The 26,813-nt window shown below is 49.7% G+C and carries 23 protein-coding genes; 4 read left to right on the top strand and 19 right to left on the bottom strand.

Annotated elements, in window-relative coordinates; genetic code table 11:
- Positions 1–102 precede the first annotated feature (102 nt).
- From nifK to nifB, 4 genes are all read right to left on the bottom strand, one after another.
- Positions 103–1,662 (bottom strand): nitrogenase molybdenum-iron protein subunit beta, encoded by a 1,560-nt coding sequence (gene nifK / locus MKZ24_RS11215; protein ID WP_340782965.1) that lies wholly within the window; start codon positions 1,660–1,662, stop codon positions 103–105.
- Positions 1,659–3,116 carry a nitrogenase molybdenum-iron protein alpha chain gene (gene nifD / locus MKZ24_RS11210; RefSeq protein ID WP_340782963.1) on the bottom strand — a complete coding sequence of 486 codons (1,458 nt, stop codon included), beginning with the start codon at positions 3,114–3,116 and terminating at the stop codon, positions 1,659–1,661. Before nifD ends, nifK begins: the two co-directional genes overlap by 4 nt.
- Before the next feature lie 133 nt (positions 3,117–3,249).
- Entirely contained in the window at positions 3,250–4,116 is an 867-nt protein-coding gene (gene nifH / locus MKZ24_RS11205) for a nitrogenase iron protein (RefSeq protein WP_039297719.1), read from the bottom strand.
- A gap of 6 nt (positions 4,117–4,122) precedes the next feature.
- Entirely contained in the window at positions 4,123–5,490 is a 1,368-nt protein-coding gene (gene nifB / locus MKZ24_RS11200) for a nitrogenase cofactor biosynthesis protein NifB (RefSeq protein WP_340782959.1), read from the bottom strand.
- Between the two features lie 728 nt (positions 5,491–6,218).
- Here nifB and MKZ24_RS11195 point away from each other — a divergent pair.
- On the top strand, positions 6,219–7,046 hold the full coding sequence (locus MKZ24_RS11195) for a TerC family protein (protein ID WP_340782958.1): 828 nt from the start codon (positions 6,219–6,221) through the stop codon (positions 7,044–7,046).
- Between the two features lie 79 nt (positions 7,047–7,125).
- Here MKZ24_RS11195 and MKZ24_RS11190 read toward each other — a convergent pair whose 3' ends face one another.
- From MKZ24_RS11190 to MKZ24_RS11160, 7 genes are all read right to left on the bottom strand, one after another.
- Positions 7,126–9,465 carry an S-layer homology domain-containing protein gene (locus MKZ24_RS11190; RefSeq protein WP_340782955.1) on the bottom strand — a complete coding sequence of 780 codons (2,340 nt, stop codon included), beginning with the start codon at positions 9,463–9,465 and terminating at the stop codon, positions 7,126–7,128.
- 252 nt (positions 9,466–9,717) lie between these two features.
- Positions 9,718–10,470, bottom strand: a complete 753-nt coding sequence (locus MKZ24_RS11185; protein WP_042239117.1) for an ABC transporter permease — start codon at positions 10,468–10,470, stop codon at positions 9,718–9,720.
- Entirely contained in the window at positions 10,464–11,246 is a 783-nt protein-coding gene (locus tag MKZ24_RS11180) for an ABC transporter ATP-binding protein (protein ID WP_340782951.1), read from the bottom strand. Before MKZ24_RS11180 ends, MKZ24_RS11185 begins: the two co-directional genes overlap by 7 nt.
- A complete protein-coding gene (locus tag MKZ24_RS11175) occupies positions 11,227–12,198 on the bottom strand; it encodes an ABC transporter substrate-binding protein (protein WP_340782948.1) in 972 nt (323 codons plus the stop codon). The genes MKZ24_RS11180 and MKZ24_RS11175 overlap by 20 nt, the downstream gene beginning before the upstream one ends.
- A 325-nt stretch (positions 12,199–12,523) precedes the next feature.
- Positions 12,524–13,648: a Ger(x)C family spore germination protein gene (locus tag MKZ24_RS11170; RefSeq protein ID WP_340782945.1), complete on the bottom strand. Its 1,125-nt coding sequence runs from the start codon at positions 13,646–13,648 to the stop codon at positions 12,524–12,526.
- Entirely contained in the window at positions 13,641–14,723 is a 1,083-nt protein-coding gene (locus tag MKZ24_RS11165) for a GerAB/ArcD/ProY family transporter (RefSeq protein WP_340782943.1), read from the bottom strand. Before MKZ24_RS11165 ends, MKZ24_RS11170 begins: the two co-directional genes overlap by 8 nt.
- An 11-nt stretch (positions 14,724–14,734) precedes the next feature.
- Positions 14,735–16,156 (bottom strand): spore germination protein, encoded by a 1,422-nt coding sequence (locus tag MKZ24_RS11160; RefSeq protein WP_042239128.1) that lies wholly within the window; start codon positions 16,154–16,156, stop codon positions 14,735–14,737.
- 291 nt (positions 16,157–16,447) lie between these two features.
- On the opposite strand from MKZ24_RS11160, the gene MKZ24_RS11155 reads away from it, so the two are divergent.
- Both MKZ24_RS11155 and MKZ24_RS11150 read left to right on the top strand, forming a co-directional pair.
- Positions 16,448–16,663 carry a hypothetical protein gene (locus MKZ24_RS11155; protein WP_042239132.1) on the top strand — a complete coding sequence of 72 codons (216 nt, stop codon included), beginning with the start codon at positions 16,448–16,450 and terminating at the stop codon, positions 16,661–16,663.
- A 351-nt stretch (positions 16,664–17,014) separates the two neighbouring features.
- A complete protein-coding gene (locus MKZ24_RS11150) occupies positions 17,015–17,200 on the top strand; it encodes a hypothetical protein (protein WP_039297739.1) in 186 nt (61 codons plus the stop codon).
- Positions 17,201–17,381: 181 nt separating this feature from the next.
- On the opposite strand, the gene MKZ24_RS11145 is transcribed toward MKZ24_RS11150, so the two are convergent.
- From MKZ24_RS11145 to MKZ24_RS11135, 3 genes are all read right to left on the bottom strand, one after another.
- Positions 17,382–18,206 carry an alpha/beta fold hydrolase gene (locus tag MKZ24_RS11145; protein ID WP_042239135.1) on the bottom strand — a complete coding sequence of 275 codons (825 nt, stop codon included), beginning with the start codon at positions 18,204–18,206 and terminating at the stop codon, positions 17,382–17,384.
- 54 nt (positions 18,207–18,260) lie between these two features.
- A complete protein-coding gene (locus tag MKZ24_RS11140) occupies positions 18,261–18,668 on the bottom strand; it encodes a MarR family winged helix-turn-helix transcriptional regulator (protein ID WP_340782931.1) in 408 nt (135 codons plus the stop codon).
- Positions 18,669–18,755: 87 nt separating this feature from the next.
- On the bottom strand, positions 18,756–19,115 hold the full coding sequence (locus MKZ24_RS11135; RefSeq protein WP_042239142.1) for a winged helix-turn-helix transcriptional regulator: 360 nt from the start codon (positions 19,113–19,115) through the stop codon (positions 18,756–18,758).
- A 198-nt stretch (positions 19,116–19,313) separates the two neighbouring features.
- Between MKZ24_RS11135 and MKZ24_RS11130 the strand changes: the two genes are divergently transcribed.
- Complete coding sequence (locus MKZ24_RS11130; protein ID WP_340782926.1) at positions 19,314–19,844, top strand: NAD(P)H-dependent oxidoreductase; 531 nt, start codon at positions 19,314–19,316, stop codon at positions 19,842–19,844.
- A gap of 194 nt (positions 19,845–20,038) precedes the next feature.
- Here MKZ24_RS11130 and MKZ24_RS11125 read toward each other — a convergent pair whose 3' ends face one another.
- From MKZ24_RS11125 to MKZ24_RS11105, 5 genes are all read right to left on the bottom strand, one after another.
- The gene (locus tag MKZ24_RS11125) at positions 20,039–20,446 is read right to left on the bottom strand and encodes a hypothetical protein (protein WP_340782923.1); all 408 of its coding nucleotides are present in this window, start codon (positions 20,444–20,446) and stop codon (positions 20,039–20,041) included.
- A 138-nt stretch (positions 20,447–20,584) separates the two neighbouring features.
- Positions 20,585–21,346: a SagB/ThcOx family dehydrogenase gene (locus MKZ24_RS11120; protein ID WP_340782921.1), complete on the bottom strand. Its 762-nt coding sequence runs from the start codon at positions 21,344–21,346 to the stop codon at positions 20,585–20,587.
- 253 nt (positions 21,347–21,599) lie between these two features.
- Complete coding sequence (locus MKZ24_RS11115) at positions 21,600–23,318, bottom strand: beta-N-acetylhexosaminidase family protein (RefSeq protein WP_340782918.1); 1,719 nt, start codon at positions 23,316–23,318, stop codon at positions 21,600–21,602.
- Positions 23,319–23,381: 63 nt separating this feature from the next.
- A complete protein-coding gene (locus MKZ24_RS11110; protein WP_340782915.1) occupies positions 23,382–25,121 on the bottom strand; it encodes a glycoside hydrolase family 10 protein in 1,740 nt (579 codons plus the stop codon).
- 44 nt (positions 25,122–25,165) lie between these two features.
- Positions 25,166–26,800, bottom strand: a complete 1,635-nt coding sequence (locus MKZ24_RS11105) for an extracellular solute-binding protein (RefSeq protein WP_042239159.1) — start codon at positions 26,798–26,800, stop codon at positions 25,166–25,168.
- Positions 26,801–26,813 lie beyond the last annotated feature (13 nt).

Below are 26,813 nucleotides of genomic sequence, written 5' to 3'. Positions count from 1 at the left end.
TCAAATGGTTGTATTTATATAATAAATTTCATTTCAGAAAGTTTCAGTAATTCTCATCACTTCGCGTGATCAAATTACCTTAGATAGCTGATAAATATGCGTTTAGCGCACCAGTTCGAAATTAAATCCGGAATTATTATCATCGAGCTGCTGGAGAATCGTGTTCACAATTAAGCTAAGCAGATTCAACGTTCCCTGGTACCCGATAATCGGATAACGATGCATATGATGACGGTCAAAGATCGGGAATCCGACCCGGATCAGCGGCACATCGGCATCCTTGGCGGCGAATTTCAGATGCGAGCTGCCAATTGCCAGATCAACCGTATCATTCAGCAGCAGCGAGCGCATATGCCACAGGTCTTTACCCACATGCACAGTTGCTTCGGAACCGTACGGACTTGCCGCCAGAAGCGCCTCGGCTTCATCCTTGAACTTCACTTCATTGTAATCAACATCACCGTTCGAGCAGACGATATGCACCGGCTCCATCCCGGTTTCCAGACAGAACCCGATCAGGCCGATCAGCAGATCCGGATCACCTACAAGCGCAACACGCTTGCCGTGGAGGTAAGGATGACTGTCCATGAGCGCGTCTACTACGCGGCCGCGTTCTTCGGTAAGTGAGGCGGGAATGGGCAGACCCGTCAGTTCACTGATTGCTTCAAGCAATTTATCGGTACCTTTAATGCCAAGCGGCGTCGATAATGCGGAGATTTGCTGGTTCCAGGTTCCGCTGATATATTCCTGAGTCTTCTTCAGCGTATACTTTTGCAGGGACAGAGTCCCCAGCGCATTGGCTGCCTGCGGAACATCCTCAAGCTTCGTGCCGCCATAATAATATTCGTATTCTCCCGTGGCCGGTGAGTCATAGTTCCCGCTGTGATCCCCCAGGATCGTGTACTTGGTATCAAACGCAGCAAGAATCTTGCGCAGTTCCGCGAAGTTACCGGTGTAAGGCTCGAAACCAAGCATTACATTCAGCTTCTCCCCGCTTTCTGCACCGCTTCCCGGCTTACTCTCGATTCCTGAACGGGTGTAGAGGTAGCTCAGAATGCCTTTGATCATGGCATCATAGCCTGTAATATGCGAACCGACGAAGCTCGGTGTATTGCAGTAAGCTACTGGATATTCTTCACTGATAACCCCTTTAATCCGGGCGTTGCCGATAAAAGAGTTCAGGTCATCCCCGATAACCTCAGCCATGCAGGTGGTACAGATCGCAACCATCTCCGGTTTGTAGAGCGCGACACTGTTCTCCAGACCATCAATCAGGTTGTTCATCCCGCCGAATACGGCAGCATCCTCAGTCATTGAAGTGGAAACAGAAGGTGTAGGCTCTTTAAAGTGACGGCTGAGATGGCTGCGGAAGTAGGCATTGCAGCCCTGCGAGCCGTGAACAAACGGCAATGTTTTCTCAAATCCGAGTGCGGCCATCACTGAGCCGAGCGGCTGACAGGCTTTATGCGGATTAATGACAACATTCTGGCGGTTAAAATTCTTTTCCATATATTCAGCAGATTTGGAGTATGCGAGCGCTTCGGCAGTCTCCTGCTCGCTGCAAGGCGCTTCGAACTGCTTCTTGTTCTCCCGCTGCTGAACATAGCGTTCTTCCTTAAACAAGCTGGTATTATCTTTAATGTTCAGTTCATCCTTGCTCATATGCTCGCCTCCTCTGGCTCCATTTTCTCTTTTCGGGTCACCAGATCCCACACCGGACTGTTCACCGTCATATCCATGTCCTTGGCAAATACCTTGAAGCCGTCGAAGCCATGATACGGACCGCTGTAATCCCATGAGTGCATCTGACGGAACGGAACACCCATTTTGTGATACACATACTTCTCTTTCACACCGGAACCTACCAGATCAATGTTCATTTTCCGGGTGAGCTCTTCCAGCTCGTAGGCGGTAGGATCATCCATCACGATCGTTCCTTCTTCCAGCATCGGAAGCATCTTCTCATAGTCATCCTTATGGGCGAATTCGTAACCGGAAGCCACGATATCCATACCCAGATCTTCATATGCTCCGATAGTATGGCGTGAACGCAGGCCACCGATCATCAGCATGACGGTTTTGTTCTCCAGGCGGGGTCTGTATTTATTGATAATGGCATCCATTACCGGCTTATATTTGGCGATCATCTTCTCGCAGTTCTCCTGAATCGTAGTGTCGAAGAGGGCTGCAATCGCCCGCAGGCTCTCATAAGTCTTGGTGGGTCCGAAGAAATTGTATTCGAGCCATGGAATGCCGTATGCCTTCTCCATATGATCCACCATGTAGTTCATCGAACGATGACAGTGAATCAGGTTCAGCTTCGCCTTGTGAGCCACTTCCAGCTCATTGAGGGAACCGTCGCCGGACCACTGGGCAATTACGCGCAGGCCCATTTCTTCCAGCAGAATACGGGAGGCCCAGGCGTCACCGCCAATATTATAGTCGCCGATAATGTTGACATCGTACGGACCGGTCTCCGCCAGTTCCGCACGGCCCATGACGAAATCGCGGATCGCATCGTTTGCGATATGGTGACCCAGCGATTGGCTGACCCCCCGGAACCCTTCGCAGCGTACCGGAACAATCGGCATATCCAGCTCTTTGGACATCTTCTTGGATACCGCTTCAATATCATCACCGATCAGACCGACCGGACACTCGGATTGAACCGAGATCCCTTTGGCAAGCGGGAACATTTCGGTAATTTCACGCATGATTACGGCCAGCTTCTTATCTCCGCCGAAGACAATATCCGTTTCCTGAAAATCACTGGTGATCTGCATAGCCGTAAAGTTGTCGATCCCCAGCGTACCGTTGGCAAAGTTACGGCGCGAACCCCAGCTGTATTGTCCGCAGCCTACAGGGCCGTGACTAATATGGACCATATCCTTGATCGGGCCCCATACCACCCCTTTGGACCCTGCATAAGCGCATCCGCGCGGCGTCATCACACCCGGACGGGATTTGATGTTAGACTTCACTGCACAAGTTCCGCAATCTATGGCATTATCTGTAGCCACCTGAAAATGCTTCTCGCGGTCTTTCTTCGCTTTTTTCGGGTAGGCTTCAAGAACTTCTTCTATCAGTTTTTTATTGTCTTCGATATTCAGTCCCATGTATTGACCCTCCTTATTCTTGATGCAGGACGCCCAGGCCGCCTGCGTGGCTAATGCCACTGGAGATGAACCGGTGAAGGCCGTCTCTCCACTCCCGTTCACCGGTTCACTCTATAGATTACGGCATAGAGCCTTATTGACCGGAAGCCTGCAGTTTCTTGATCGCAGCTTCTTCATCTTCAATGATCCCGAATTCCATCAGCAGCTCTTCCAGCTCTTCCATGGAAATCGGAGTAGGGATGGTCAGCATTTTGTTATTGAGGATTTTCTCAGCCAGTGTTTCATATTCTTTCGCCTGCTGATGGGTAGGGTTATATTGGGCAACAGTCATTCTGCGCAGCTCGGCATGCTGAACGATATTATCGCGTGGTACAAAGTGAATCATCTGTGTGTTCAGGCGGCGGGCCAATTCCATGATCAGCTCATCTTCACGGTCTGTGTTACGGCTGTTGCAGATCAGGCCGCCCAGTCTTACACCGCCGCTGGTGGCATATTTCAGGATACCGCGGGCGATATTGTTCGCCGCATACATCGCCATCATCTCACCGGAACAGACGATGTAGATCTCTTGGGCCTTGCCTTCACGGATTGGCATTGCGAAACCGCCGCATACAACGTCACCAAGGACGTCATAGGATACGAAGTCCAGATCCTGATAGGCGCCTTCCTGTTCCAGGAAGTTGATGGCGGTGATGATCCCGCGTCCCGCGCAGCCTACACCTGGTTCTGGTCCGCCGCATTCTACATTGATAATGTCGCCGAACCCTGTCTGCAGTACATCTTCAAGCTCCAGATCCTCTACCGAACCCAGTTCAGCTGCCAGTTCAAGCACCGAGTTCTGGGCTTTCGTGTTCAGGATAAGACGGGTAGAGTCTGCCTTAGGGTCACAACCTACGATCATTATTCTTTGTCCGAATTTTGTAGCCAGCTGAGCCAGGGTGTTTTGTGAAGTTGTCGATTTACCGATACCGCCTTTACCGTAGAAAGCTATTTGTCTCATTGTTCATCATCCCTTCGAAATGTTTATATTTTCAAAATAAGAGCTGTACTTGACGCTTTCGAGAATGGCTTCCTGAATTCCGCCTTTGCGGACTAGTGGCAGGACTCCGATTTTGTTCAGGCTGGCCCTCGGGGCATCGCCGATACCGGAGCAGAGAAGAATACGGCAATCACTTAAAATAGATATGATTTCTTGCAGCGTGGCGGCTTTATCGCCGTTGCAGTCTGCTTTGCCATGACAATAAGCTTGTATCTTGCGGACACCGAGCAGCTGTACATCAACTCCGTCGGTATCATAAACAAGGAACTCTGTGGCATGCCCGAAATGCTGGTTGACCTTATCGCCGCCTCTTGTAGCAACCGCAACCCGTGTCTTCGGTCCGCCCTCCACTATACGTCTCGCCTGTTTGGCTTTGACGCGCTCGCGGATTTTGGTATCCAGTTCACTCTGGAACATTGCCCTGGCTTCTTCATTAATGACCGGTTCAGCTTCCATCGCTTCAAGCGGGAAATCCTGATTACGGTCCTGGCCCAGCAGCCCGATGGCATCAGCCCGGCATTGCCGGCAATGGCGCATGACCTTCATGCCGTCACGGCCAAGAAGCTCCTGCAGATTAAGCAATTCCTTCGGACGGGGCGCCTTGCGTCCATCCGCTTCGTACTGGCTGCCCGGTGCGATAATCAGCGGTGTTACATTATGCAGCGTGGCCCCGAGTTCTTTTACTCGTTTGGACACTGCGGGCAGATGATGATCGTTGACCCCCGGAATCATAATGGAATTCACTTTAACCAGAATCCCCAGCTTTGCCAGCTTTTCAAGTCCCTGCAACTGACGGCTGATCAGCAGCTCGGCTGCTTCTCTTCCTTCGTACCGGACACCTTCATCGAATACCCAGGGATAAATTGCCTGGCCGACATCAGGATCGATGGCATTGATGGTGATGGTGACATGACGGATGCCAAGCTCGATGATCTCATCCACATGCCGGTAAAGTGTAAGTCCGTTGGTGCTGAGGCAAAGGGAAACGTCTGGCACATACTTCTTGACCCGGGCAAAGGTATCAAACGTCTGCTCCGGATTCGCCAGAGGATCTCCGGGTCCGGCCACACCCACTACCGAGAGCTGCATCAGCTGAGCGGCAACGCCTCTCACCTTGCGTTCCGCCTGCTCCGGAGTAAGCACTTCACTGACCACGCCCGGCCTGCTCTCATTCACACAGTCGAACTTGCGGTTGCAGTAATTGCACTGGATGTTACAGGCGGGAGCAACCGGGATGTGCATCCGGGCATAAAACCGGTGGGCCTCCTCGCTGTAGCAAGGGTGGCGGCTAATCTCCTCCTCCGCTTCACTTGATATACATGACGGCTGCATCATTTCCCACCTCCTAAAAGTTTTGTGAGCTTAGCTTCCTGTACAATCTGCGTACAAAACTCGCTTCGGAAGCATCCGCTTTGTTTTACGGAGCATTACTACTCCTTCGAAACCACTTCGCAGTAAAACTCGCTTCGGAAGCATCTGCTTAAGTTTTGTGAGCTAAGCTTCCCTGACATTCCATCAGCGACAGTCAATTGGATATTCGCTTAGTTGTGTTATGTTTAATAACGTCAACCTCGCTTGGCTGCTTTAATTAGTCTCATCATATTTTCATAACAGGGTATCGTCAATTAGGTTAAAGCTTAATTCGCCCTTTATTTCCTTAAGTTTGCAGATTCGCCATATCAGATGTTAAGTAATATAACCCATACATTCCATGGTTCCGTTTTCAAAACAATCATTTCCTGATGATATTTATTCTCATAAACATTGACAACGCCTCTCAACTCATATATGATACTTTTAGTTAGATACGTAAATCCTAAAATTTCATATATCCCGTAAAGGGGAGTAGCTGTTAGATAAAATCGTCAATACGAGAATATGAGGATATTCTCCGGTTTTATCGGCAATTCATTTTGTTAGCGAGACCTTTACCAATCAGGTTACCTTTATTCCAAAGGCTAATCTGTTTGGTAAAGGTCTTTTTTATATAGTTTTGGTTACAATAATGGTAATAAGGGTATTTTTATGAAAAGTACCCAGAGCCACATGAGGAGGAAACAGCAATGGATTGGGGATTATTATTAGAATACGGATGGGTATTGCTCGTTCTTGTCGCACTGGAAGGGCTGCTTGCCGCAGACAACGCACTTGTATTGGCAATCATGGTTAAACATCTTCCTGATGAGGAACGTAAGAAGGCGCTCTTTTACGGATTGGCAGGAGCGTTTGTGTTCCGGTTTGGATCACTTTTCGTCATCTCTTATCTGGTCGACATCTGGCAGGTACAAGCCATCGGCGCAATTTATCTATTATTTATCGCGGGGAATCACATCTTCCGAAAATTGCTGTTCAAGAAACCAGTCACGGATGAAGCAGCTGAAAGCGGCACTTCCGGGGCTGTCAACAAGAAGAAATCCAGCTTCTGGTTCACCGTATTTAAGGTTGAGATTGCAGATATTGCCTTTGCAGTAGACTCCATCCTCGCAGCTGTTGCCCTCGCCGTTGCTCTTCCGCCAAGCGGAATCGGCCACATTGGCGGACTTGACGGCGGACAGTTCCTGGTAATCTTTGCGGGCGGATTCATCGGCCTGGTCATTATGCGGTTTGCCGCTTCTTTCTTCGTCAAATTGCTCCACACACGTCCAGGTCTCGAAATTGCCGCCTTCTTCATTGTCGGCTGGGTAGGGATTAAGCTTGCCGTCATCACTCTTGCACATCCTTCGCTGGGTGTATTGTCTGAAGACTTCGCGCATAGCACCTGGTGGAAACTGACCTTCTACGTGGTTCTGATTATTATTGCGGCTACAGGCTGGTTCATGAGCAGCATCAAGACCGAAGAAAATGTCGGCGAGAATCCCGTCAAGGAAGTCGACAAACAGCTCGGCAAATAAGCTTCTTCACTCCATATGAGACGTCAAAAAGCCCGTTTCTGCCATAGTGGCGGAAACGGGCTTTGCTGTGCTTCATTCTCTATTGGCCGATCACCTGATCGGTTCTGCCCTGCAGCTCTACAAGCTTCATGATTACATTAGCTGCCTGCGCCTTGGTTACAATCTGCTGTGGATTGAACTTTCCGCTCTCTCCCTGCAGCAATCCCAGCTTCACAGCCAGCGCCACTGCCCCTTTATCCTGAATGGCCGCATTGTCACTGAAGCTGGTTATGACAGAATCATTACCCAGAAAAGCTGAAAGCTTATCGTACTTCAGGAAGGAGGCAAGCAGAACAGCAAGCTGTTCGCGGCTTAACTTACTCTCAGGCTGCAGCGCAGCCTCTCTGCTGATCCATTCACGCTCTGCCGCATAGCTGACAGCTTCATAATAAGGACTGTCCGGACTCACTCCAGCCACGGCTTTAGGTTCAGAACCATTCGAATATCCTGCATAATACGGTGTTGAGGATCTGGCAATCAGGGTAAACCAGTCTCCGGCCGTTATCTCCTGGTCCGGATTCACCTTCTTGTCCGCATCTGTGCTCAGCACGCCGTATTTCAGCAGCTCGGTCAACGCCTGCTCTGCTGCATGCCCCTTAAGATCAACTGCCTCCGCTCCACTCCGTGACTGCAACGGGCTCTCGTAGGTCGTGACCCATTCCTTAGTTTGCGCATCCAGTACCTTATAGGTATCCTGAGAATCTGCCGGAGTCGGAGCATATACCAGCTTAACTACCTGTTCAACATACTTATTATTTATGTTATATCCGCCTATACTGCTGTACTGCAGTTTAAGATCGTATCTAGCGAGATAGCTCTGAAGTGCTTCCGCCCCGGAAACTGCCGGAACAGGCTTATCTTTGAGCGCTTCATAACCGGTGTTGCCTGTATTCGTGTAGCTTTGCAGTCTGCCGTAAACATCCATAGTCATGACTATATTACTGTCACTAACCGGAATACCCTGATAATAGCGCAAGAACTGGTAACGGTACCCCTTCCCATCTTCAAGGATACTCCACTTCCCTCCATGCTCAACCAGCTTAAGACTTCCGCTAGCCTTAGGATACAGACGGTTGATAAGCTCTATCGCCCTCTCCTTGGCTTGTGCCTGCGTCAGTTTGGTTCCGCCTGCAGGTGCAGGCTGTTCCTTCAATGCCTGGCCTCCATACTGATCCAGCTGGAATTGAATGATTTCTCCGGTGCTGGAGTCTACTTCAGCGTACGTACGCTCCGGCATTGCCATATTAGCAGCCGTGCGGCTTGCTTCCCAGGATAATCTCCAGAGCTTTTGCTTATCATTCTGGGAATTCACGCCAGAGTTCTGGCCTGACAGCTTGCGTTCTGCAGGAATCGCGGCGACCTGCTGTACCAGCTTCGCCGCTGCAGCTGCGGTTAGCCCGGCGGCGCTTGACGGCTGGAAAGCATTCTTCCGCTCTGGAACCGCCTCATAAGTAACAGCTGCCGTAATTGCCTCGCCTTCGTTATCTATGCTTTTGCCAGTCTGGGCATCTACAAGGAACAGGGACTCACTCTCAGGGCGCCAGCCCAGAATCCAGCGCACTGCCGCGCCGTCTTTATATAGAGGAATATAATAGAGCCCAATCTTAAAGTTCCCGGCAAATTGCTTGGTTGCTGATTCCAGGGAGACCGCCGGCTTCGCTGACGGATACACTAAGTCTGTAGCCGGTTTGCTGAATTGAACGATATTCCCGTTTCCATCTACGGCGATGTTCAGCATATCCGCTGCTGAGGGAAGCCCGTTTCTCATGATTCTGAAATGAAACCTATATTCAAATATACCAAAGAGCGCGTCTCTGCCCATATAAGTCGGGTCGTTATCATCCAGTACAAGGTCCGTCGCTGCCAGGGATGGTGCGGCCATGGCAATAAAGCTGCGGGCTTTCGCCAGCGCCTCCTCCCGGGAGAATTCCGGAGGGTAAAAAGCATTCTCCCTCAACATAGGATAAGAAATATACGTATTCACCAGATCACCTGTCATCGCATCAACCAAACTGGAGAACCCGTAACCTGAGCTGCCCAGCTGATACTGCCACTGGACATTCCACACCATCTGGTTCCCGGAAGGAGGGTAAGAATCCGTGCCAAGCCGTACATTGGATACCGTCGCTTCCTTCAGAACGGGAAACCACTCTCTTAGCTTGGCAATGGCCTGCTCCTGTGTGATTTTGGCCTTGGCCGGGTCCGGGGCTGCGGAATTGGCGGCCTGTCCGGCAGCTGCTGTAGAGAGAGGCGGCGTCACCGAAGTGTAGCTGGAATCCGCAGCAGCCAGCCCGCCAGGCAGCAGTAATGCAAGCGTTACCGAAGTAATCAGGGCTGTCCGGGCGGTTTGCTGAATAAATTGATTACGTTTACTGTTCAAAACATTTCATCCTCCTCAAATAAGCAACATGGATATTCTAATTATAATTATATTTAGATATATTTACCATCTTATATTTGCGACAGGAAATTACAGCATTCTCAAACAAGTAGAAACGGCTTTGCCGTCCTTTTAAGGGACGGTGTTGTTTCAGCGAGAAATAGAAGGATAAGTTATCGTGTGAAACATATAAATTCTTATATTTCAAAAGAAACGGGCACCGTCCTTATGCGGACAATACCCGTGTACAGACTACCTCCGCCACTTCATAAACCGGTAATCCAGCAGATCCACCAGCAGGAAAAGGACAAAGCCTACCAGACTGAACAGCATAATTCCCGCATACATCTCCGGATAATCCAGCCGCAGCCAGGCATCCATAATGAAGAAGCCCATGCCATGCTCTGTACCGTAAATTTCGGTGAAGAACAGCACCGATATTGCCGTTCCAAGAGAGATACGAATGGTGCTGAGAATGACCGACAGTGCGCCGGGGAGCGTCACATTCCAGAACTTCTGCATGGAGCTGGCGCCGATGCTCGTCAGAACATCATATGTACTCTCAGGGATTGCCTTCACACCATCACGTACGGATATGATTATCTGGAACAGCAGGATCAGCATGATCATCAGCACTTTGGAGATCTCCCCGAGGCCGAAGAACAGCATCACTACAGGCAATAGCGCAATCTTGGGAATCGGATAGGTCAGATACACCACCGGATCCAGCAGCCTGTTCCAGAGCGGAGAGCGGCCCATCAGCAGGCCTACCATCAGTCCGAGCAGCAGTGCCAGCAGCACACCCTCGAAAATCCGGAGCAGGCTGTAGCCGACGTTCAGCGCCACATCACGCGCCCCGAGATGAAACATAGCTTCATAGACTGCACCCGGACTTGGCAGAATGGAATGATTCATCAGCAGATAGGCTATATACCAGATTACATTCATGCCTGCAAAAACGAACAGCAGCCGCAGCAGGTGAGGGAGATGCCGTTTTTTCACCATTTCTCCATCATTACCCTTCTGATTCTCTTACTCTGCTCGAAATACTCATCGCTCTCCCGCTTGTCCACATGCTTCATTGCAAACACAGCAGAGTTATCGAGAATCTCAGGAGGCTCCTGTTGCCCGGGCAGCATCACGATAATCTTCTGTCCCAGGAGAATCGCTTCTTCTATGTCATGGGTGACGAACAGCGTAGTTGCCGGATGAGCCTGCCAGTTGTCGATAAAAATCTGCTGCAGCCCTTCCCGCGTAATGGCATCCAGCGCTGAGAACGGCTCATCGAGCAGCAGAAGGGTCGGCAGAATGGCGAACGCGCGGGCAATAGCCACCCGCTGCTGCTGCCCGCCGCTCAGCGAGAGCGGAAACCGGCCGGCCAGTCCGGCTATACCCATGGACTCAAGCCAATGCATGATTTGCCCGTCCTGCTCCTGCTTATTTTGGCTCACGCCGCCGGGGCGGGCAATTTTCATGGCAATCCGGATGTTGTTACGGACTGTCTTCCAGGGGAGCAGCCCATAATTCTGCGGCACCAGCCCGATCAGCGTGTCCTTGTCATGGACGGATCTGCCGTTGAAGAGCATTTCCCCCTCATACCCCGGCAGCAGGCCGGCAATCGCCCGCAGCAGCGTGGATTTGCCGCTGCCCGAAGGACCTATTACTGTATATATCCCATGCTCCGGCAGGGTTAGATTCATATCCCCGAGCGCGAGCTGCCCATTGGTGTAAGCTACATGCAGGTTATGAATCCGCAGTCCGTTATTCTTTAAACTGGACATCGGAGATCACTTCTTCAGCCGATATATTTTTGGTGAGCAATCCTTTTTCACGCGCCCAGGCGAAGGCAGCCTCCACTTCCTTCACATCCACCTGGTAAGCAGGCAGGTATTCCGGCACTTGAATCTCATTCTTCAGGGTGTCCGGATAACCCACTTCCTTGATAATCAGATCGATATATTCCGACTGGTCATGCGTTTTCATATAATCTACAGCTTCATCATAAGCGGCATACATATCACGGATTGCTTGTCCCTTGGCATCAATCGCACTCTGCGGGAAAGCCAGCACGAACGGGTTAATCCCTGCACTATGGGTCGAGCTGAGAACGCGCAGGCCTGCAGTTTTGCCCATCGTCACGAACGGCTCCGGAAGGACGGCTGCATCAGCCTTATTACTTTTCAGCAGCTCCAGACGGGTTGGAATCTGTGGCACTTCGGTTACCGTAATATCGTCTTCGGTCAAGCCGGCCTGCTTCAGCATCATCGCCACGGTATATTGGGTCGAGGTATTCTTGGACAGTATGACCGTCTTGCCCTTCAGATCCTTAACCTCTTTGACTTCATCATTTCCGGTCAGCAGATCAAATTCACCCGTTGTAGTGCTGGTGATTTTGACATCCAGTCCAGCTTCATTATAGATCGAAATTGCTACGAGATCTGCGCTGAGGCCATCCACTTTGCCGGCTTGAAAAGCTACATCGCGGTCCTTGGCGCTCTTGAAGGTCTGGATATCGAGGTTAACCTTATGCTGTTTATCGAAGCCTTGCTCATGTGCAATAATAAACGGAATGGCATCAATCGAAGGCAGCAGTCCAAGCGATATGGTAACCGGCTCAGCTGGAGCTTCCGCAGCATTTCCGGAGCTTGCATTTTTGGCATTGCCTGCATTATTCGAATTTCCGCAGCCAGCCGCTACCAGACCAACCGCAGCAGTCAACATTACTATTTTCATAAGGTTCTTCCAGTTTTTTCTCTCCATGAATCTTAATTCCTCCGTCTCTTTTCGCTTCATCATTTTGCTGTTGCTTCGCTTCTGCTTCCGGGAACAGGATCATCCAGTGGTGTAGTGCGGCATTGCCTCTCAGGCCAGAGGTCCATGCGCATTTATTCACATATAGGCATACAAGTAGAAACGTTGAAGCCGCCCTTCCAAGGGCGGCACTCGTTTCTGGTGTACATCTATTCAAGTCGTATGCTCCGGGAAGACCTAAGTAATGCAATTTTACACCCATTGCCCTATTTTGTATATTTATAAATTGAAATAATTAGGGTAGTGCCTACATGTATTTCCCGTAATCCTTGATTGTCACCTTGGCCTTGCACGCTATCTCCACCTGCGGATAAACCTCCCGCCAATTCATTTGATTCCACTCTTTATAACTCAAAGAGTTCCTTACCTGTATCCCGATTCCGAGACTATCCACGTTATGCTGCTGCATTTGCAGCACCATTTCTTTGGCTTTGGCCATAATCACGTCTGCGATATCCCGCTCCAGCTGTTGCCTTATCCCGGCCTTATTCAGAGAATGGTGTCCGGTATATTCAAGCACAGAGCCCTGGATGTTCGCCAGAAGCTCGACTTTGAACCGGTCTGCCCCCAGACGATGAACCTTCACCTTGCGTGAATTCAATAATGAACTGAACATCACTACCGCCGGCCGTCCGGCCTCTTCGCCCAAATGGAGAGCAACCTCTCCCTGTCTTAGATCATCACGGAACAGTCCGAAGAATATCCCGTCTTGAGCCGGAATCTTCATTCTGTAACGGTCCTCCTGAAATAAGGCAATACCGTCAATAACGGCTTTGTCCCCGCTATCCCTTACTATCGGTGCCACCGGATCTATGCCATCGTCATTATAGTCGCGGGAGAATTCATACAGTGTGGTATTGGGAATGCTGTTGCCGGCCGCCTCTTTCTCCAGCAGGTGATTGATATATCTTCCGGTATCCGTATGCGGCTTGTACTCCTTGGCCAGAATTTCACCGGCATCCCCGTTAATAATCGTAACCTTGACGCCAAGGGCTATAGAGGGGTCCCGCAGCAGGGTATCAATGTAATCCCCGAGTCCGGCTTTGGCCAGCTTCAGGCCAAACAATGCATCTCTGAGCTGCCCGCTGACAACCGTCAAATCTGTCTGTCTGGAGAACATGATTCCCGCTTCCTTAATGCTATCCGAGACAGTAGACAGCAACTCGCGGCGTACGGAGGAATTCGGGTCAATGACCGGGACGCAGGAGGTAACTTTGATCCTGTTATTCTCTGCAAGATCATAGCTCGCCGTCTGCACCAGGCCCAGCTTCTCAAGGATTCTCTCGTCGCTTTTGCATCCGGTCAGCAGCAGAGGAGGCAGAAGCAATAGAATCAGGAACAACCTTGCCATGCTATAGTTCTGTCTATGCACGGACCTCTCCCCCTTTCCGCTGAATCAGCAGCAATAGAAGCAATAGTACCGGAAATCCGAAAGCAATCCCGGTCACCGCATACCCCAGATTAGTGATCCAGACCCCCACTGCATCCAGTGTCTTCGGAATAAAAGAGATGCTGTAGGAAATCGCAATCAGCAGGAAGGTGAGCAAGGATAGTTTTATCCTGGGAAGTATTCTTCGCACCGACTCTTGTGCCGCCCACCAGTACATTACAACAGTGACCAGAACCGGGAACAGAAACAGACCGTACAGCAGATTCTCCAGCCTCTCTATAAACGGGAATTGGATATACGCCAGCAAATCAAGCAAGGGATAGAGCAGTTTTTTCAATTGCCCCAGACTGAAGAACCCGAAGCAGATGATCGCCAGCGAGATATATAGCACAGCTAAATAGAGATTTCCCGCATGGACACCCGCCATAGCCTTTTTGTTCTTGTTCACGTAAGGAAACAGCAGTATCGATAATTCGTAACCGAGAAAAGCGGAATAGATCTCCATGGCTCCTTTAAGCTGATCATGCCCGCCTTTAAGAATAAACGGAGTCAGGCGTTCCCAGCGGAACGACGGAAAAAACCACAGCATGAGCAGATACATCCAGGCGGACAGCCAGAAGAACAGCGTAGCCGCTTTGGAGATGGAATAGATTCCTTTGGTAATCATCAGAAAGGCCAGAATGTCCACAGCCAGCTTGAACACCATGGGATTCGTTGTCGGGAAGGACAGCATTTGGAAGATTAGCACGTATTTCTTGCCGATCATGCAGCCAAAAACAAGCCAGACCGCAGCCAGACCGCCATAAAAAGGATACAGCACCGCCCTTGGAATCGACTGCTCCATAATTTCAAATACAGACCTCCCTTGACCAAGCCGGAAGACCAGTGAAATTAAATAGATATTGAAGGTAGAGACTACGATACATGGCACCAGAAAAAGCCATCCGTTGGTACCGAAATAGTCAGCCAGATTGCGGGGCAATGTGAAGATTACAATTCCGGATTGGGTCAAATGCATTAGAACGGCAATATGAAAGGGGCGCAGCTTTTCGGGCATAACGTATACTCCTACTTTTTGTTTTTTTGCCTGATAGAATTCATGGTCTTACTCTGGGACGGACGGCTGTTCAGCTTCGAGAAAGGAGCACGGATAAATACATCCTTCCAGTCCCCCGTCTTCATAGGAGCAATAGGGGTCAGATAGGACGAGCCCAGACTCGTCAGGTTGGATAAATGAATTACGATCAGGGCTATACCCATTACAAGTCCAATATTGCCCCATATTCCGGTGAGTATTATGATTCCGAAGCGGATCAGGCGGATGGAGGCGCTCATCATATAGCTGGGAATTACAAAAGAGGCAATGGCAGATGAGGCTACTGCGATAATAAGCACATTACTTGTCAGACCAGCCTGTACAGCCGCTTGACCAATCACAATCCCGCCTACGATCCCGATCGTCTGGCCAATTTTGGTTGGCAGACGCGCTCCGGCTTCCCGCAGCAGCTCGATCATGATTTCCATCAGCAGCGCTTCATAAACAGGAGGAAACGGCACCCTGTTCCGTGATTCGGCCAACGTTCGGAGCAGTGCTTCCGGAATCATCTCATAATGAAAGGTAGTTACCGACACATACATCGCTGTGAATGAAATCGTTATTACAAGAGCCAGAAACCGGAGCAGCCGCAGTCCCGTTCCCAGTGCCCAGCGCTGGTAGTAATCATCCGGTGATGAGAAGAATTCAAAAAAAGAGGATGGCGCACTGATCGCTGTGGGACTATTGTCAACGATGGTGATGATCCGTCCGGCGGCCAGCTTCGACACAGCCACATCAGGTCTTTCCGTAGTCAGAAACTGCGGGAAGACCGAATTCGGCATATCCTCAATGAATTGGGTCAGCGTCCCCCCGTCATTAATCGCATCTGTCTCAATCCGGTTGATCCGGTTCTGCAGATCCCGGACATATTTAAGATTGGCAATATCCTTGATATAAAGGATGTACACAGTTGTTTTGGAAATTTCTCCGATCTCACACTGGATAATTTTCAGATGCGAGCTTTTGATCCGGCGGCGGATTAAGCTCAGGTTCGTAGGAGCGGATTCTACAAAAGCATCGTGAGGGCCGGCAATTACCGTCTCCGTTTCCGACTGCTGTACACTGCGGCCTTCCTGGCCGTAGGCGTCCAGTAAGTAGACAGCTTCCCCGTGGAAGACAGCTACACAGCCCTCCAGTATGCCGACCACCACAGCTTTGGACTCCCTTGTCTCAACAAATTGGGACTGGAGGAACAACTTATCCAGCCCATCCGCTTGAAGCCGGTCAAAGGGCCGCAATATTTCCTGGATTAGCAGATTGTTATCCACCGTATGCGGGAAATACACAATATCGGCGGAGAGTTCAGGAAAGCGCCGGTGGCTGAGATCCGCACACTGATCGAATTCATTAAGAATATGCCGCAGGGTAGGAATATTCTGTGTGTCCGGTTCCATAGATGCCCTCCTTCCCCGTTCGTTTGGTATAGTATACCCAAGATTTTCTTGGATATTTAAGGCTGCCGCAATAAAAAACCCTCTTTCATCCCGCAGGATAAAAGAAGGCTCTTAGACATCCTCTGGTTAAAACATTCATTATTAGAGATTTTCTTTGCTCCAGGCAGGGTTGCCGCGCTTCAGCTAGTTTGCTCTTTTTCCTCGGCCTGTCCCCCCGGCTTATGCTATAATAATTAAACATAATCCAAAAAGTCCGCTTCTGATGTAATCCATATTTGAGGAGCTGTGACGATGAGCGATCCGATTTTGCAACAGATTCTTACGGAATTACAGGGAATGAAATCTGATCTGAGCGAGGTTAAGTCCGATCTGGGCACAATGAAGGCTGATATTGACAGCATCAAAGAAGACACGAAGCTGATCCCGCTGATCCAGCAGGCTGTATCCGAAGTCAATGCTGAAGTCATTGCAACCAGGGACACTCTCGAGCGGTTAGACAAACATTAACCATACATGATTCTACACTGGACATGCTGGCCAGACGTTCTATTGATGAGGAAGCCGCATTGAAACGTATAAAATAAGCTTGCCATACAGGAATTTGCTGCAAGCGACCGCCATTTCCGGCAGTCGCTTGTTCTTTTACCATTCCTCATTGCCTATTGTCTCCCCCACAAGGACATAACTCCTTTCACAAAGCACAAACCCTCTCCAATTCACACTTTGTACTCTTTTGTTGTCTATTTCACACGGACACACCTTTGATTTTCAACTGATCCGTGTTATAATGAAAGCGTAAACAAAAGTGATCGAAACCCTATTAACCATCGGATTTCATCGCCAAGGAGGATGAATGCAATGCTGGCAGGAATTAAGGAACTGAAGAATTGGGTAACCGGAATGTGGCAGCCTGGGATGGCTTCTGGGGAAGAAGACTACCGGAAAATGGAATACAGCGTAGAGCGCCATTTGCACACACCGCAAACGCCAAGCCCGCTTACTTACGAACAGGAATCACGGATCAAGACTGTCAAATTCCATTAATCTAACCGGATGTATATAGATTGAACTATTTTTCAACTTGAAAATCCACACTCAAACAAGGCCGCAAGCAACCGGATCATCCGGTTCATGCGGCTTTTTATTTACTCTGCTCAATTCATTCCTTTTCGGAGAATTAAGCACTCCTGAGTCCGTATAGGAGGTCTTCCGTTCTTCCTCCGCTCTAAAATAATCTTCTCAGCCACTCCAGAACAGTCTCCACTGCTTCCAGATACCGCTGCCCTACGAGCAGACCGGTATGGGTGGTGTTCCACAGGCCTTTATATTCTGCATGAAAATGCTCTGCGTTTACTTTGCCCCTGCGGTCGTCCTCCGCACTGTTAACAGCATGGATAACCAGACAAGGGCAAGTAATGGACCGGCTGTCTACCGGAATTCCGTCCGCACCGTAATGATAAGAAAAAGCGCTAAACGCCTTGGCAGACTCCATGGTCAGGTACTTCCTTTGGAAAGCTATATCCTCTGCCGATTCATCTATGCTTGTAAGCTCCTCACGAACCGGGGCAGGCACTACGAGGCCAGGTTGTGTCCGGACGATGTCCCGGTAAGGCACCCGGTCATGAACCTCCTTACAAATACTTGAGTCGATCAGCATAAGCCCAGCTAGAACTGCCGTTTCCGCCAGCTTTTGGCTCAGAATCCCGCCCATGCTGAACCCGATCACAATAGGCGGAGCCCCGCACTCAGCGATAACCTCGCTGATATCCTCCAGATAGTCCCCGAAGGTTATCTCCGTCATATCCAGCACTCTGCTTCTGTAATGGCTTCTCAGATTCATGACATAACAGGTCCAGCCTTCACGGATAAAATGAGGAATGTATTTGCTCCACATCCAGCTTCCGGTAAAGGCACCATGCACGAATAGTAAAGGTGGCCTGCGGTCAGCGTCTTCCGGGAGGTTCCTTCCTGCAAATATCTGCAGATACAGATCGTTCTCTCCGATGTATTTCTCTGTATGCGGCGGCAATTCTGTCGTGTAATCTCTCACAAGTATTTCCTCCTTTGAATTTTAGTTTGATATCAAACTATATAATATATTTTTTTAGAAGTTGTTATTGATTTTAATTAAAATGCTCAGCAGCGCCTCCTTCTCCTGTTCGGTGACATTGAGGTAAAACTGCTCCAGCATGTCTGCGGATATCGCCTCAAAAACCGTTTCCAGCCCCCTCCCCTTCCCCGTCAGAGCAACGTACACAAACCTGGTGTCCTCCTTCTCCCTTTCTTTCGTCACCATACCAAGCCGGACCAGCTTATCCACCAGTGCCGTGACGGTCGATTTGTCTTTATTAATTTTGGCGGAGATCTCTGCCATAGTAAGCCTCGGCTTCTGCAGCAGCGCATAAATAATGTCCCCGTGCGAAGTGCCTATCCCCTCTATGCCCTGCTTCACCATCTCTTGGGCAATGAACCGGTTAACCTTCTCTCTGATCTTGGAGATCAGCGAAATCACATCTCTAGTTTCCATACATGGATTATAGTTTGATGTCAAACTATTGTCAATGGCGGTCATTTTATATAGTGAGGGAACGCAGGTTTACTAATCGTTCGGAATATTTTCCAGCAACATCACTTCTTCACCCTGCTGCTGTCGAATTGCAATGTTGGCTCTGCCCCATGAACACATTACGTCAATAATTCCATTGGCTGTTGTTCCATATTCCGTTATATAATATTCAACTTTGGGCGGCATTTGATGATAGACCTGTCTGCCGATCATTCCGTCCCTTTCGAGTTCGCGGAGCTGCTGGATCAGAACCTTTTGCGAGATGCCCGGGATAATGCGCTGTAATTCACTTGTCCGTTTCTTACCCGACATTAGATTACATATGATTAACGCTTTCCACTTTCCTCCGAGAATTTCAAGCGTTGCTTCTATGCCTAAATGATATTCTTTCATTCCTGCCACCTCATCACACCCTAATTAATTTAGCCTAACTTATCTTATGATTTCTATCATGCCATATAACGAACCTTAGTCCAATGCACACTTTGAGGTAACCCTGTTACTTTATTGTGTGTATTTACATTTTTACTGGCTTCCAAAATAATATAAACAGCTGCATAAAGCAAATCCCCGCCGGAAAGGTGACTGATTATGAAAACCCTTGTGATCCTAGCACATCCAAATATCGAAGCTTCAAGAGTAAACAAAAGATGGAAACAAGAGCTGCTGCAGCATCCAGAGGAAGTTACGGTCCATGAGCTTTACAAGGAGTACCCGGACTGGAGCATTGATGTTCCGAAAGAGCAAAGTTTACTCGAAGCACACAGCCATATTATTTTTCAATTTCCTTTATATTGGTATAGTTACCCGCCTCTACTGAAAAAGTGGCTGGATGACGTCTTCACCCACGGCTGGGCGTATGGTTCAAACGGGAATAAGCTGAGTGGAAAGAAGCTGGGAATAGCTATGTCAATCGGTGATAAGCAGGAAAATTACCAGACAGCCGGTTCCGTTTCTTTTACAGTAGATGAGGTTATAGCCCCGTTTAAAGCCAGTGCCGCGCATGTGGGTGCGATCGCATTACCCTATTTCGCCGTCTTCGGAGCCTCCTTTCAGGCTAGTGATGAAGAAATCAATCAGAGCGCAGCGGACTACTTCCAATATATTATTGAGTATAGATAATACTCACAGGCCTCACTTGTTCCTTTTGTGAAAATCCTACCCAAAATACAACATTCCCCTACTCATCTCGGCCATAATCCAATCCTAGCGAATACACGGATATCTAGGCCTCAGAGTTGCAATATGTACAACATTAATGCAAGTAGGGTGTGATTAACATATATGCATTACCCAGATTGCCTTTATGATAACATCTAGCCGATAATCCAATCGATTTCCTCAATAGCAATGACTTCAATGTCATTACAATAGAAGTTAAACCGGTCCTCATTCTCAAAATCCCTGACAAGATATTTAACCGATTCCCAGCCCCTATCCGAAATATTCAAAATCTCAAACAAGCTTAATTGGATTACTGCTCCTCCAGCAGCTAGTTGAAGACTCCCTACTTTTTTGAAATGAATGGTGACCTTATATGTTCGTTTATCCCCTTTAGACAATAAAATAAAGTTGATCAGCAGCATGGGAATATTGTATTCATCAAACAGCTGCACCGTATCCACTTCAACCCAATATCTGAAATCCGTAATTAACTTCAGATCATTAACTGTAAAATCATTTACTTTGGCGGTGATCCAATCCGGTTTTTTAATATCCGGCATAGTTTATCAGCTCCAATATCACTTAATAAATGGCTTATATTCATTTTGAAAAAAACCTTCCCTCACCCCAAAGGGTAAAGGAAGGTTTAACGCATCGCCCCAGAAGACGGCAGCTATACTTTCAATTCGCCAAGGCAGCTATTCCCGTTTCTTCCCCACTGCGCCAAGATAGATAACAAACTCCTCATCACCGTCTAACTCCAATACCTCATCAATCAGCTTCTGATCATAGATGCCAATGGCGCAGGCGCCTGCACCGATGGATTCACTGGCTAAATACAGGTTCTGGCAGACATGTCCTATATCGATGAGGATTTTTTTGTGGGCGGAAATATCATATTTCCATTCGGAGCGGTAGGGTGTGGTACTCCAGGCAAACAGCACGGAAGCTTTGCGGGCAAAGTTAGGGACAAAGGGCTGATCCAAAGTGATCGCATCAATCTTCTGTTCCAGCTGATCTAATTCAAACATGAACAAGAGCTTATGCTCCACCGGAAGGTATCTGTAGATCCCTTGAGGAATGCCCTCTACCCGCATAATCATTAAATAGGTTTCAAAGGTGTGTGTTGCCCCACTGCAGGGCACGGTCCGCAGCGTAAGCCCGTTCTTGCTCATGCCGGTAATCCCTTGGGTAGCCCATAATAAATAGGACAATTCCTCCAGACTCAAAGTGTCGGCAGAATAGAAGCGTGTACTTCTTCTTTGCCCGATACAATCAAAGATATTCTCTTCACTCACTACATCTCTGCTGACCTTCGGCAGATCAATAATTAGTGATTCCGGATCAAACGGCTTAACCATTGGCGACTGGGCCATTCCTTTGATCTTGTCTGTTTTAATATGTTTGAATTCATGAAAATTGGATTTCAGAAAATTTCTTTGTTGTTCATATCTGCTCATAACAAATCCTCCCGGATTAACTTGATAGCTTTAATTTACCACTCCGGCAAAAATAGATTGTGATTTCATTCACTTTTCACATTACAAAAATACAAATACCAAAAAAACTCCCCTTCCCCGAAGGGTAAGGGAAGGCTTAAACGTGTCGTCCGAAGCACGGCCGTTATATTTCCAGCTTCACCAAGCATGATGAGTCAGGGGAGACGTTTACGCTTGGCTTATTACTTTACTGCTTGGCACTGTGCTCTGCCGATTATATTCCAGCCTCCGCATCCACCGTCAGCCGGTATCCGTCCTTTCCTTCCCTGACAGCAAATCCCCAGGCTTCGGCGGCTTTCCAGGCGGGATCACTTCCCAGCCGGACCTCAAAGGCCTGACAGGCTTCAGCCCGCTTGCGCAATTCTTCATCGGCTCCGGGCAGAGGCGTGCCGGCAACCTTCTGCCGCAAGGCTCTCCACAGCTCTACATCCGCCAGCGCTCTTTGCAGCCAGGGCCCTGCCTCTTCCTTAAACTTGGAATTCTCCATTTCAAGTAACCGGTAGGAGACGCTCTCCAGGCGGTCGAAATACAAATCAAGCCTCGGGATATCCTTGCTCTGCAAGGCCTCTTTCAGTTCCTCATATCCACCGCTATAGAGCTGGCTATTTAGATTCTGGCTGCAGAAGAACATCATATCGTCTGCCAGCTCTCCGGCGAACTCCCGGACCGACAGCTCCCAGGAAAGCTCCGGCATATAACGCTCACTGTTCCACATGTAGTGGGCCATTGTGTTCAGTGTAATCTTGGAGCATTCCCATTGAACCATCGGATTCGCTACCACTGCCTGGTGTCCGGTCTGATCAAGCTGCGAATAACGTCCGCGAACCGGGTCCAGAAACAGCCGGTCGTAGTCGGCATCATTGACGGGTATGTTGTCCCACAGCCACAGCTCATGTCCGTAATAGCTGTAATTATTCCGTGCATCCCTGCTTCCGACTTGCCGGGCAAAGACGGCAGAGCCGGTCCAGAATACCTTGATGTCCGTATGCAGCTTCTCGCGGATATCCCGCTTATATTCGGTATCCCAGGAGGACCAGTACTCAGAGGGGCACATCACCAGAGTAACCTTCTGCAACTGACGGCTCAAATAGTCATAGACACGGTTGGCCACATAGGCGTGCGCCAGTCCGGAGCGCTCCAGGTAATGGAGGTTCTCCCCAGACAATGCGTAGTCGATGTCGTCCATGAGCAGAGCGAAATGCCGGACACCGATGGCGATCATCGCTCTCAGCTTCGCTTCCAGACTGGCAAAATCATCTTCACTGCGAAACTGCAGATCGTTCCCCGGACTAATGCAATAATAGAAGTCTACCAGTTGGACGTCACATTCCTGCTTCAGCTCACGTATCTGGGCAAACATAGCCTCAGGATAAGGCTCACGCCACAGCTCACGGTGATAGGGATCATCCTTGGGAGCATGCATGAAGGCGTTCATGCGGTGAGCCGCCATATAGCGCACAGCATCCATCCGGTCATCAAAGCTCCACGGCGTGCCATAGAAGCCCTCAATAATGCCGCGGACCGGAAAAGAAGGCTCATCGTGAAGGGTAGCCACGGGCAACCGGCACTTCCCTTCATCTACGCGCAGCAGCCGGTGCAGAGCATCCATCCCATACCTTAGTCCCCGCTTATTGGAGGCTGCAATTGTAATTTTTCCGTCCTTACGGATGTCCAGCCGGTAGCCATCCGCCTTAAGCGATCCCTCATATTCAAGCTCCAGCGTGGCATTGCCCGGTGCGGGTGCCTCTCCTTCTTGTAGCGGTTCAATAATTACAATCTGGCCATCCGCAGCAAGCGGCCACTCCCACTTCTCGATCATCGAGAACTTTGAAGTCAGCCCGATTCTCAGCTGCTGCCCTTCCAGCACCAGCTCCTCACCCTGATCGTAGTAGTCCCGGAAGTAATACTGCCGTTCCCGTAGCGGCATAGTCATATTCACGCCTCCTTCGGCCTCACTATATAGCTCATATTGGTTCTGCGGCTCTTATGCTTAGGCTTAGTCCGTAACCTTCACATTTCCAAACACGGCCTTGCCCCGCGAATCATTCCCCGGATTGCTGAGCGCTATGCTGATATACACCTTACGTTTCATGGGGATCTGAACCGTTCCGACCGTCTGCCAGCTGCTCCCGCTTGCCGAAATCGACCCTTTGAACGTATTTCCGGTTCTGGTCAGCTTCAGCCATTTCGGAGCCGAGGCGGCCGCCGTATGGTCGGTCATATCGCCTGCGGTTTCAGCACGATACTGGAAGGTCGCCCCATTCCCGGGGGTAAGCATCATATCCGCGTGCTTCGAATTATGGACCAGGGACTCCCGGATCATAATGCCAGCCTTGGCCCAGCCGTCCAGCCAGCTGGTGGACTGCACCTTAACAACAATCTCCGCATTGCCGCTCACGGGCTGGTATATATAATTCAGCTGATCCGCATTCCCCCAAATATCCGTCGAGCTGCTGCTGAGTGTAAATTGCTTATTGGAAGCATTGTAGGTGGCGTTCCCCGGCATGGAACCGATATTCCGCGCCTTCCACACAGCGGGCAGCTGGGCCGGATAGTCTTGCTCTACCGGAGCCGTCCAGCCTGGTGTCGGCCAGGTCTCACGTTCATGGATGTTCGCCAGCTCATCTTCCGGCCAGGCCCCGTAGGCAAAGAACGCCAGGCGCTTCACGTCCGGATAATTCTCGCGGATGCCTTTGTAGACCTCCTGATATTGATCATCGGTCCAGTCATTATCCAAGGTGGCTACGATGTCCGCAGCACTGCCGCTGATCCGGTCGCTCGTATCCTTCAGGATGCCGTAGGAAGTGCTGTATACCCAATCACTGTTGAACTCCCAGTCATCGAAGTACGCCATTGGTGCGACAAAGTCGATCTCGTCCTTGAACTTGGCTACATTCTGTCCAACCTCTGTAAATTCCGGCGGCAAAATATACACACCAAGCTGCACATCCGGATTCGGGGATGCAGCAATATCCTCACGGATATCGCCTACATACTGTCCAATTTGTTCCGTTCTCCATTCGTTCCACTGCTGACGCTGCGGCGAATCCGTATCAAAGTCAATGCTGAGCGGCGAATACCCGAACTCCGCCTGATACTTCGCAACCGTGTAATCACTAACGTCCATGTTGTAATTGTCGAAGCGGATCCAGTCCAACACAACCCCGTCCACATCATAATTCTCAATCACTTCCTGAATGATGGAACGCTCATACTGCTGCACTTCATGATGAATTGGATTGACGAAATATTCGTTGCCGTTAGAGCCTGTAAACGGAGTCTGAACCCCGTCCACCAGCGCCTGCATCTGCCATTCATCGTGAGCCAGGAAGGCCTGCTGGTCATGGAACTGGGGAATCCAGGCATGAACCTTGATGCCTGCAGCATGGGCTGCCGTAATGACAGCCTGCAGGGCATCGAAATTCTGGTAGCCCTGGGCAATGGGCGCGATATTACTCTGATAAAATACACTGCCGGACGGAACCTCATCATCTTCATCCTGCTTCACGTTCATGCTGATGACATCGACCCCGTAGCTTGTGGACAGCCCGATGAAATTCTGCACATCCGCCATGTTCTTGAACTGGTTCACGGTCCGTACAATCACTTCCGTCTCGAAAGGGGGATTGCTCTGGTCCTCGGCCTGGGCCGGAAGGGGAAGGGAACCACCCGCTACCGAAGAAACCAACACGATACCCAGCACTGCCTTGAACCCCGATCTCCGTGCAAATGTCATAATCTCGCCTCCACATCATAGTCTTATTGAACTTCTAACAAGAGTTATTTCGTAGCGTTGATTTTCTTAACATTTTCCTGCCATTTTTCAGTTCTGAACTCAAGCAGCTTATCCAGCCCTGCCTTTGCGGTGTTCTTCTTAGCCGTCTCCAGTGCCGCCAGCACCTCTTCATCCGACTTCGCCTGAACCATCTGCGCGTAAGCAAGGGTATAGATATCCGCGACATTCTGTGCGATGATGCCGGTCTCCGTATCGGGAAGCGGGTCGGTATTTACGAATTCCGTAATGTCGAGCGCGGTTTTCCAGGTCACCGTAGACTGCGCCACGGTCTCCCATGATTTCTGGTTCGCCGAGAGCAGCGCCTCGAGGCTCATTTTCGCCGTATCAATGAAGGTCGTATTTCCCGCCCAGTTAAAGTCCTCGAATTTTCTCATCGTATCCGTACGCTCGTTAGCAGGGGTGGTCTTGTATTTCTCATTCGGAATAGGCGCTCCATCTGCGTCCTCTTCATCCCAGTATAAGCCCTTAGGGCCGAAGAACAGCACCTTTTGTCCCTCTGGACCCGTAATCCAGTCAAAGTAAGCGAAGATAGCCTCCGGGTCCTTGGCTTGTTTGGTAATGACACTGACGTTCCAGCCCAGCGTCTCAAAGCCGCTTACAAATACTTTGGTCTTGTCTATTCCTGCTTTGTGGACAGGCCAGATAATTTCATAACCGCTGTCCGGATTGTTCGCCGTCAATGCCCGGTGTCCCTCGGCTCCATACGTAGTGATATTGGATTCGACCATGACCGCTACCCGGCCGGTATTGACCTTTTCCTTGACCGCATCCTGGGTCTGCTGCAGCGCGTCCTGTGTAATCAGCCGCTCGCGGTACAGCTTATTGATGTACAGCACCATCTCCTCGTAAGCGGGATCGTCCAGGATAGATGTCAGCTTGTCGCCTTGCGGATGCCCCATGAGTGTAACGAACTTGCTGGTGGAGTTCTCCCTGAAACCGCCATACATAATTTCCAGACCTGCCCCCTTCTCCCCAACCTCCAGAGGGACTACATCCGGGTACTTGTCTTGCACCATGAGCAAATACTGATATAAGTCATCAAAGGTCTCCAGCACCGGTCTGCCGAGTGCGTTATAAATATCCTTATTCACCATCCACCCGCCGTTTCCGAATTGCCCGGAGGTATACCAGTTCGGAATTTGATAGATTTGCCCGTCATCTGAACGGAGCAGATTCAGGGTCGATTCCTTCACATATTTCTTGAAGTTCGGATATTTCTCATAATATTCATCCAGTGCAACGAGCTGCCCTGCCTGCACCAGCCGTTCTACTGAGGACCCCCGGTCCGTAAAAATAACATCCGGCAAATCACCGCCGACGATCATCGTGTTGAGCTTTTCTCCGGCTGCTCCTCCGGATTGTATCGGTTCAACCGTAACCTTGCGGTTCTCCTGAATCCACTTGGTCGCCTCGTTCTCCCCCCAAGGTGAGGTCGTAAGCCAGTCGTAGTTGCCATAGAAGCTGAAGGTGACAGGCTTGATCCCGCTGCCGTCATCTGTGGCGGCCCCAGAATTCAGATTGTTCTGCGAAGTGTCAGAATTTCCCCCTCCGCTGCAAGCAGCAAGCAGAAGCACCAGCGAAGTCAGCAAAAGAGCTACCCATTTTAGGCGTTTGCGCATTCTTTTTCCTTCT

It is taken from the genome of Paenibacillus sp. FSL R7-0297, from assembly GCF_038009025.1.
In the GTDB taxonomy this organism is placed as follows: domain Bacteria; phylum Bacillota; class Bacilli; order Paenibacillales; family Paenibacillaceae; genus Paenibacillus_AQ.
This window is presented reverse-complemented; position numbering and strand designations above follow the sequence as displayed.

Excerpts from the sequence above, each read along its gene's own strand:
- MKZ24_RS11105 (WP_042239159.1), bottom strand. The coding sequence starts at position 26,800 with ATGCGCAAACGCCTAAAATGGGTAGCTCTTTTGCTGACTTCGCTGGTG.
- nifK (WP_340782965.1), bottom strand. The coding sequence starts at position 1,662 with ATGAGCAAGGATGAACTGAACATTAAAGATAATACCAGCTTGTTTAAG.
- MKZ24_RS11195 (WP_340782958.1), top strand. The coding sequence starts at position 6,219 with ATGGATTGGGGATTATTATTAGAATACGGATGGGTATTGCTCGTTCTT.
- MKZ24_RS11165 (WP_340782943.1), bottom strand. The coding sequence starts at position 14,723 with ATGCCCGAAAAGCTGCGCCCCTTTCATATTGCCGTTCTAATGCATTTG.
- MKZ24_RS11150 (WP_039297739.1), top strand. The coding sequence starts at position 17,015 with ATGCTGGCAGGAATTAAGGAACTGAAGAATTGGGTAACCGGAATGTGG.
- nifH (WP_039297719.1), bottom strand. The coding sequence starts at position 4,116 with ATGAGACAAATAGCTTTCTACGGTAAAGGCGGTATCGGTAAATCGACA.
- MKZ24_RS11135 (WP_042239142.1), bottom strand. The coding sequence starts at position 19,115 with ATGAAAGAATATCATTTAGGCATAGAAGCAACGCTTGAAATTCTCGGA.
- MKZ24_RS11125 (WP_340782923.1), bottom strand. The coding sequence starts at position 20,446 with ATGCCGGATATTAAAAAACCGGATTGGATCACCGCCAAAGTAAATGAT.
- MKZ24_RS11185 (WP_042239117.1), bottom strand. The coding sequence starts at position 10,470 with ATGGTGAAAAAACGGCATCTCCCTCACCTGCTGCGGCTGCTGTTCGTT.
- MKZ24_RS11115 (WP_340782918.1), bottom strand. The coding sequence starts at position 23,318 with ATGACTATGCCGCTACGGGAACGGCAGTATTACTTCCGGGACTACTAC.
- nifD (WP_340782963.1), bottom strand. The coding sequence starts at position 3,116 with ATGGGACTGAATATCGAAGACAATAAAAAACTGATAGAAGAAGTTCTT.
- MKZ24_RS11130 (WP_340782926.1), top strand. The coding sequence starts at position 19,314 with ATGAAAACCCTTGTGATCCTAGCACATCCAAATATCGAAGCTTCAAGA.
- MKZ24_RS11120 (WP_340782921.1), bottom strand. The coding sequence starts at position 21,346 with ATGAGCAGATATGAACAACAAAGAAATTTTCTGAAATCCAATTTTCAT.
- MKZ24_RS11155 (WP_042239132.1), top strand. The coding sequence starts at position 16,448 with ATGAGCGATCCGATTTTGCAACAGATTCTTACGGAATTACAGGGAATG.
- nifB (WP_340782959.1), bottom strand. The coding sequence starts at position 5,490 with ATGATGCAGCCGTCATGTATATCAAGTGAAGCGGAGGAGGAGATTAGC.
- MKZ24_RS11180 (WP_340782951.1), bottom strand. The coding sequence starts at position 11,246 with ATGTCCAGTTTAAAGAATAACGGACTGCGGATTCATAACCTGCATGTA.
- MKZ24_RS11175 (WP_340782948.1), bottom strand. The coding sequence starts at position 12,198 with ATGAAAATAGTAATGTTGACTGCTGCGGTTGGTCTGGTAGCGGCTGGC.
- MKZ24_RS11160 (WP_042239128.1), bottom strand. The coding sequence starts at position 16,156 with ATGGAACCGGACACACAGAATATTCCTACCCTGCGGCATATTCTTAAT.
- MKZ24_RS11110 (WP_340782915.1), bottom strand. The coding sequence starts at position 25,121 with ATGACATTTGCACGGAGATCGGGGTTCAAGGCAGTGCTGGGTATCGTG.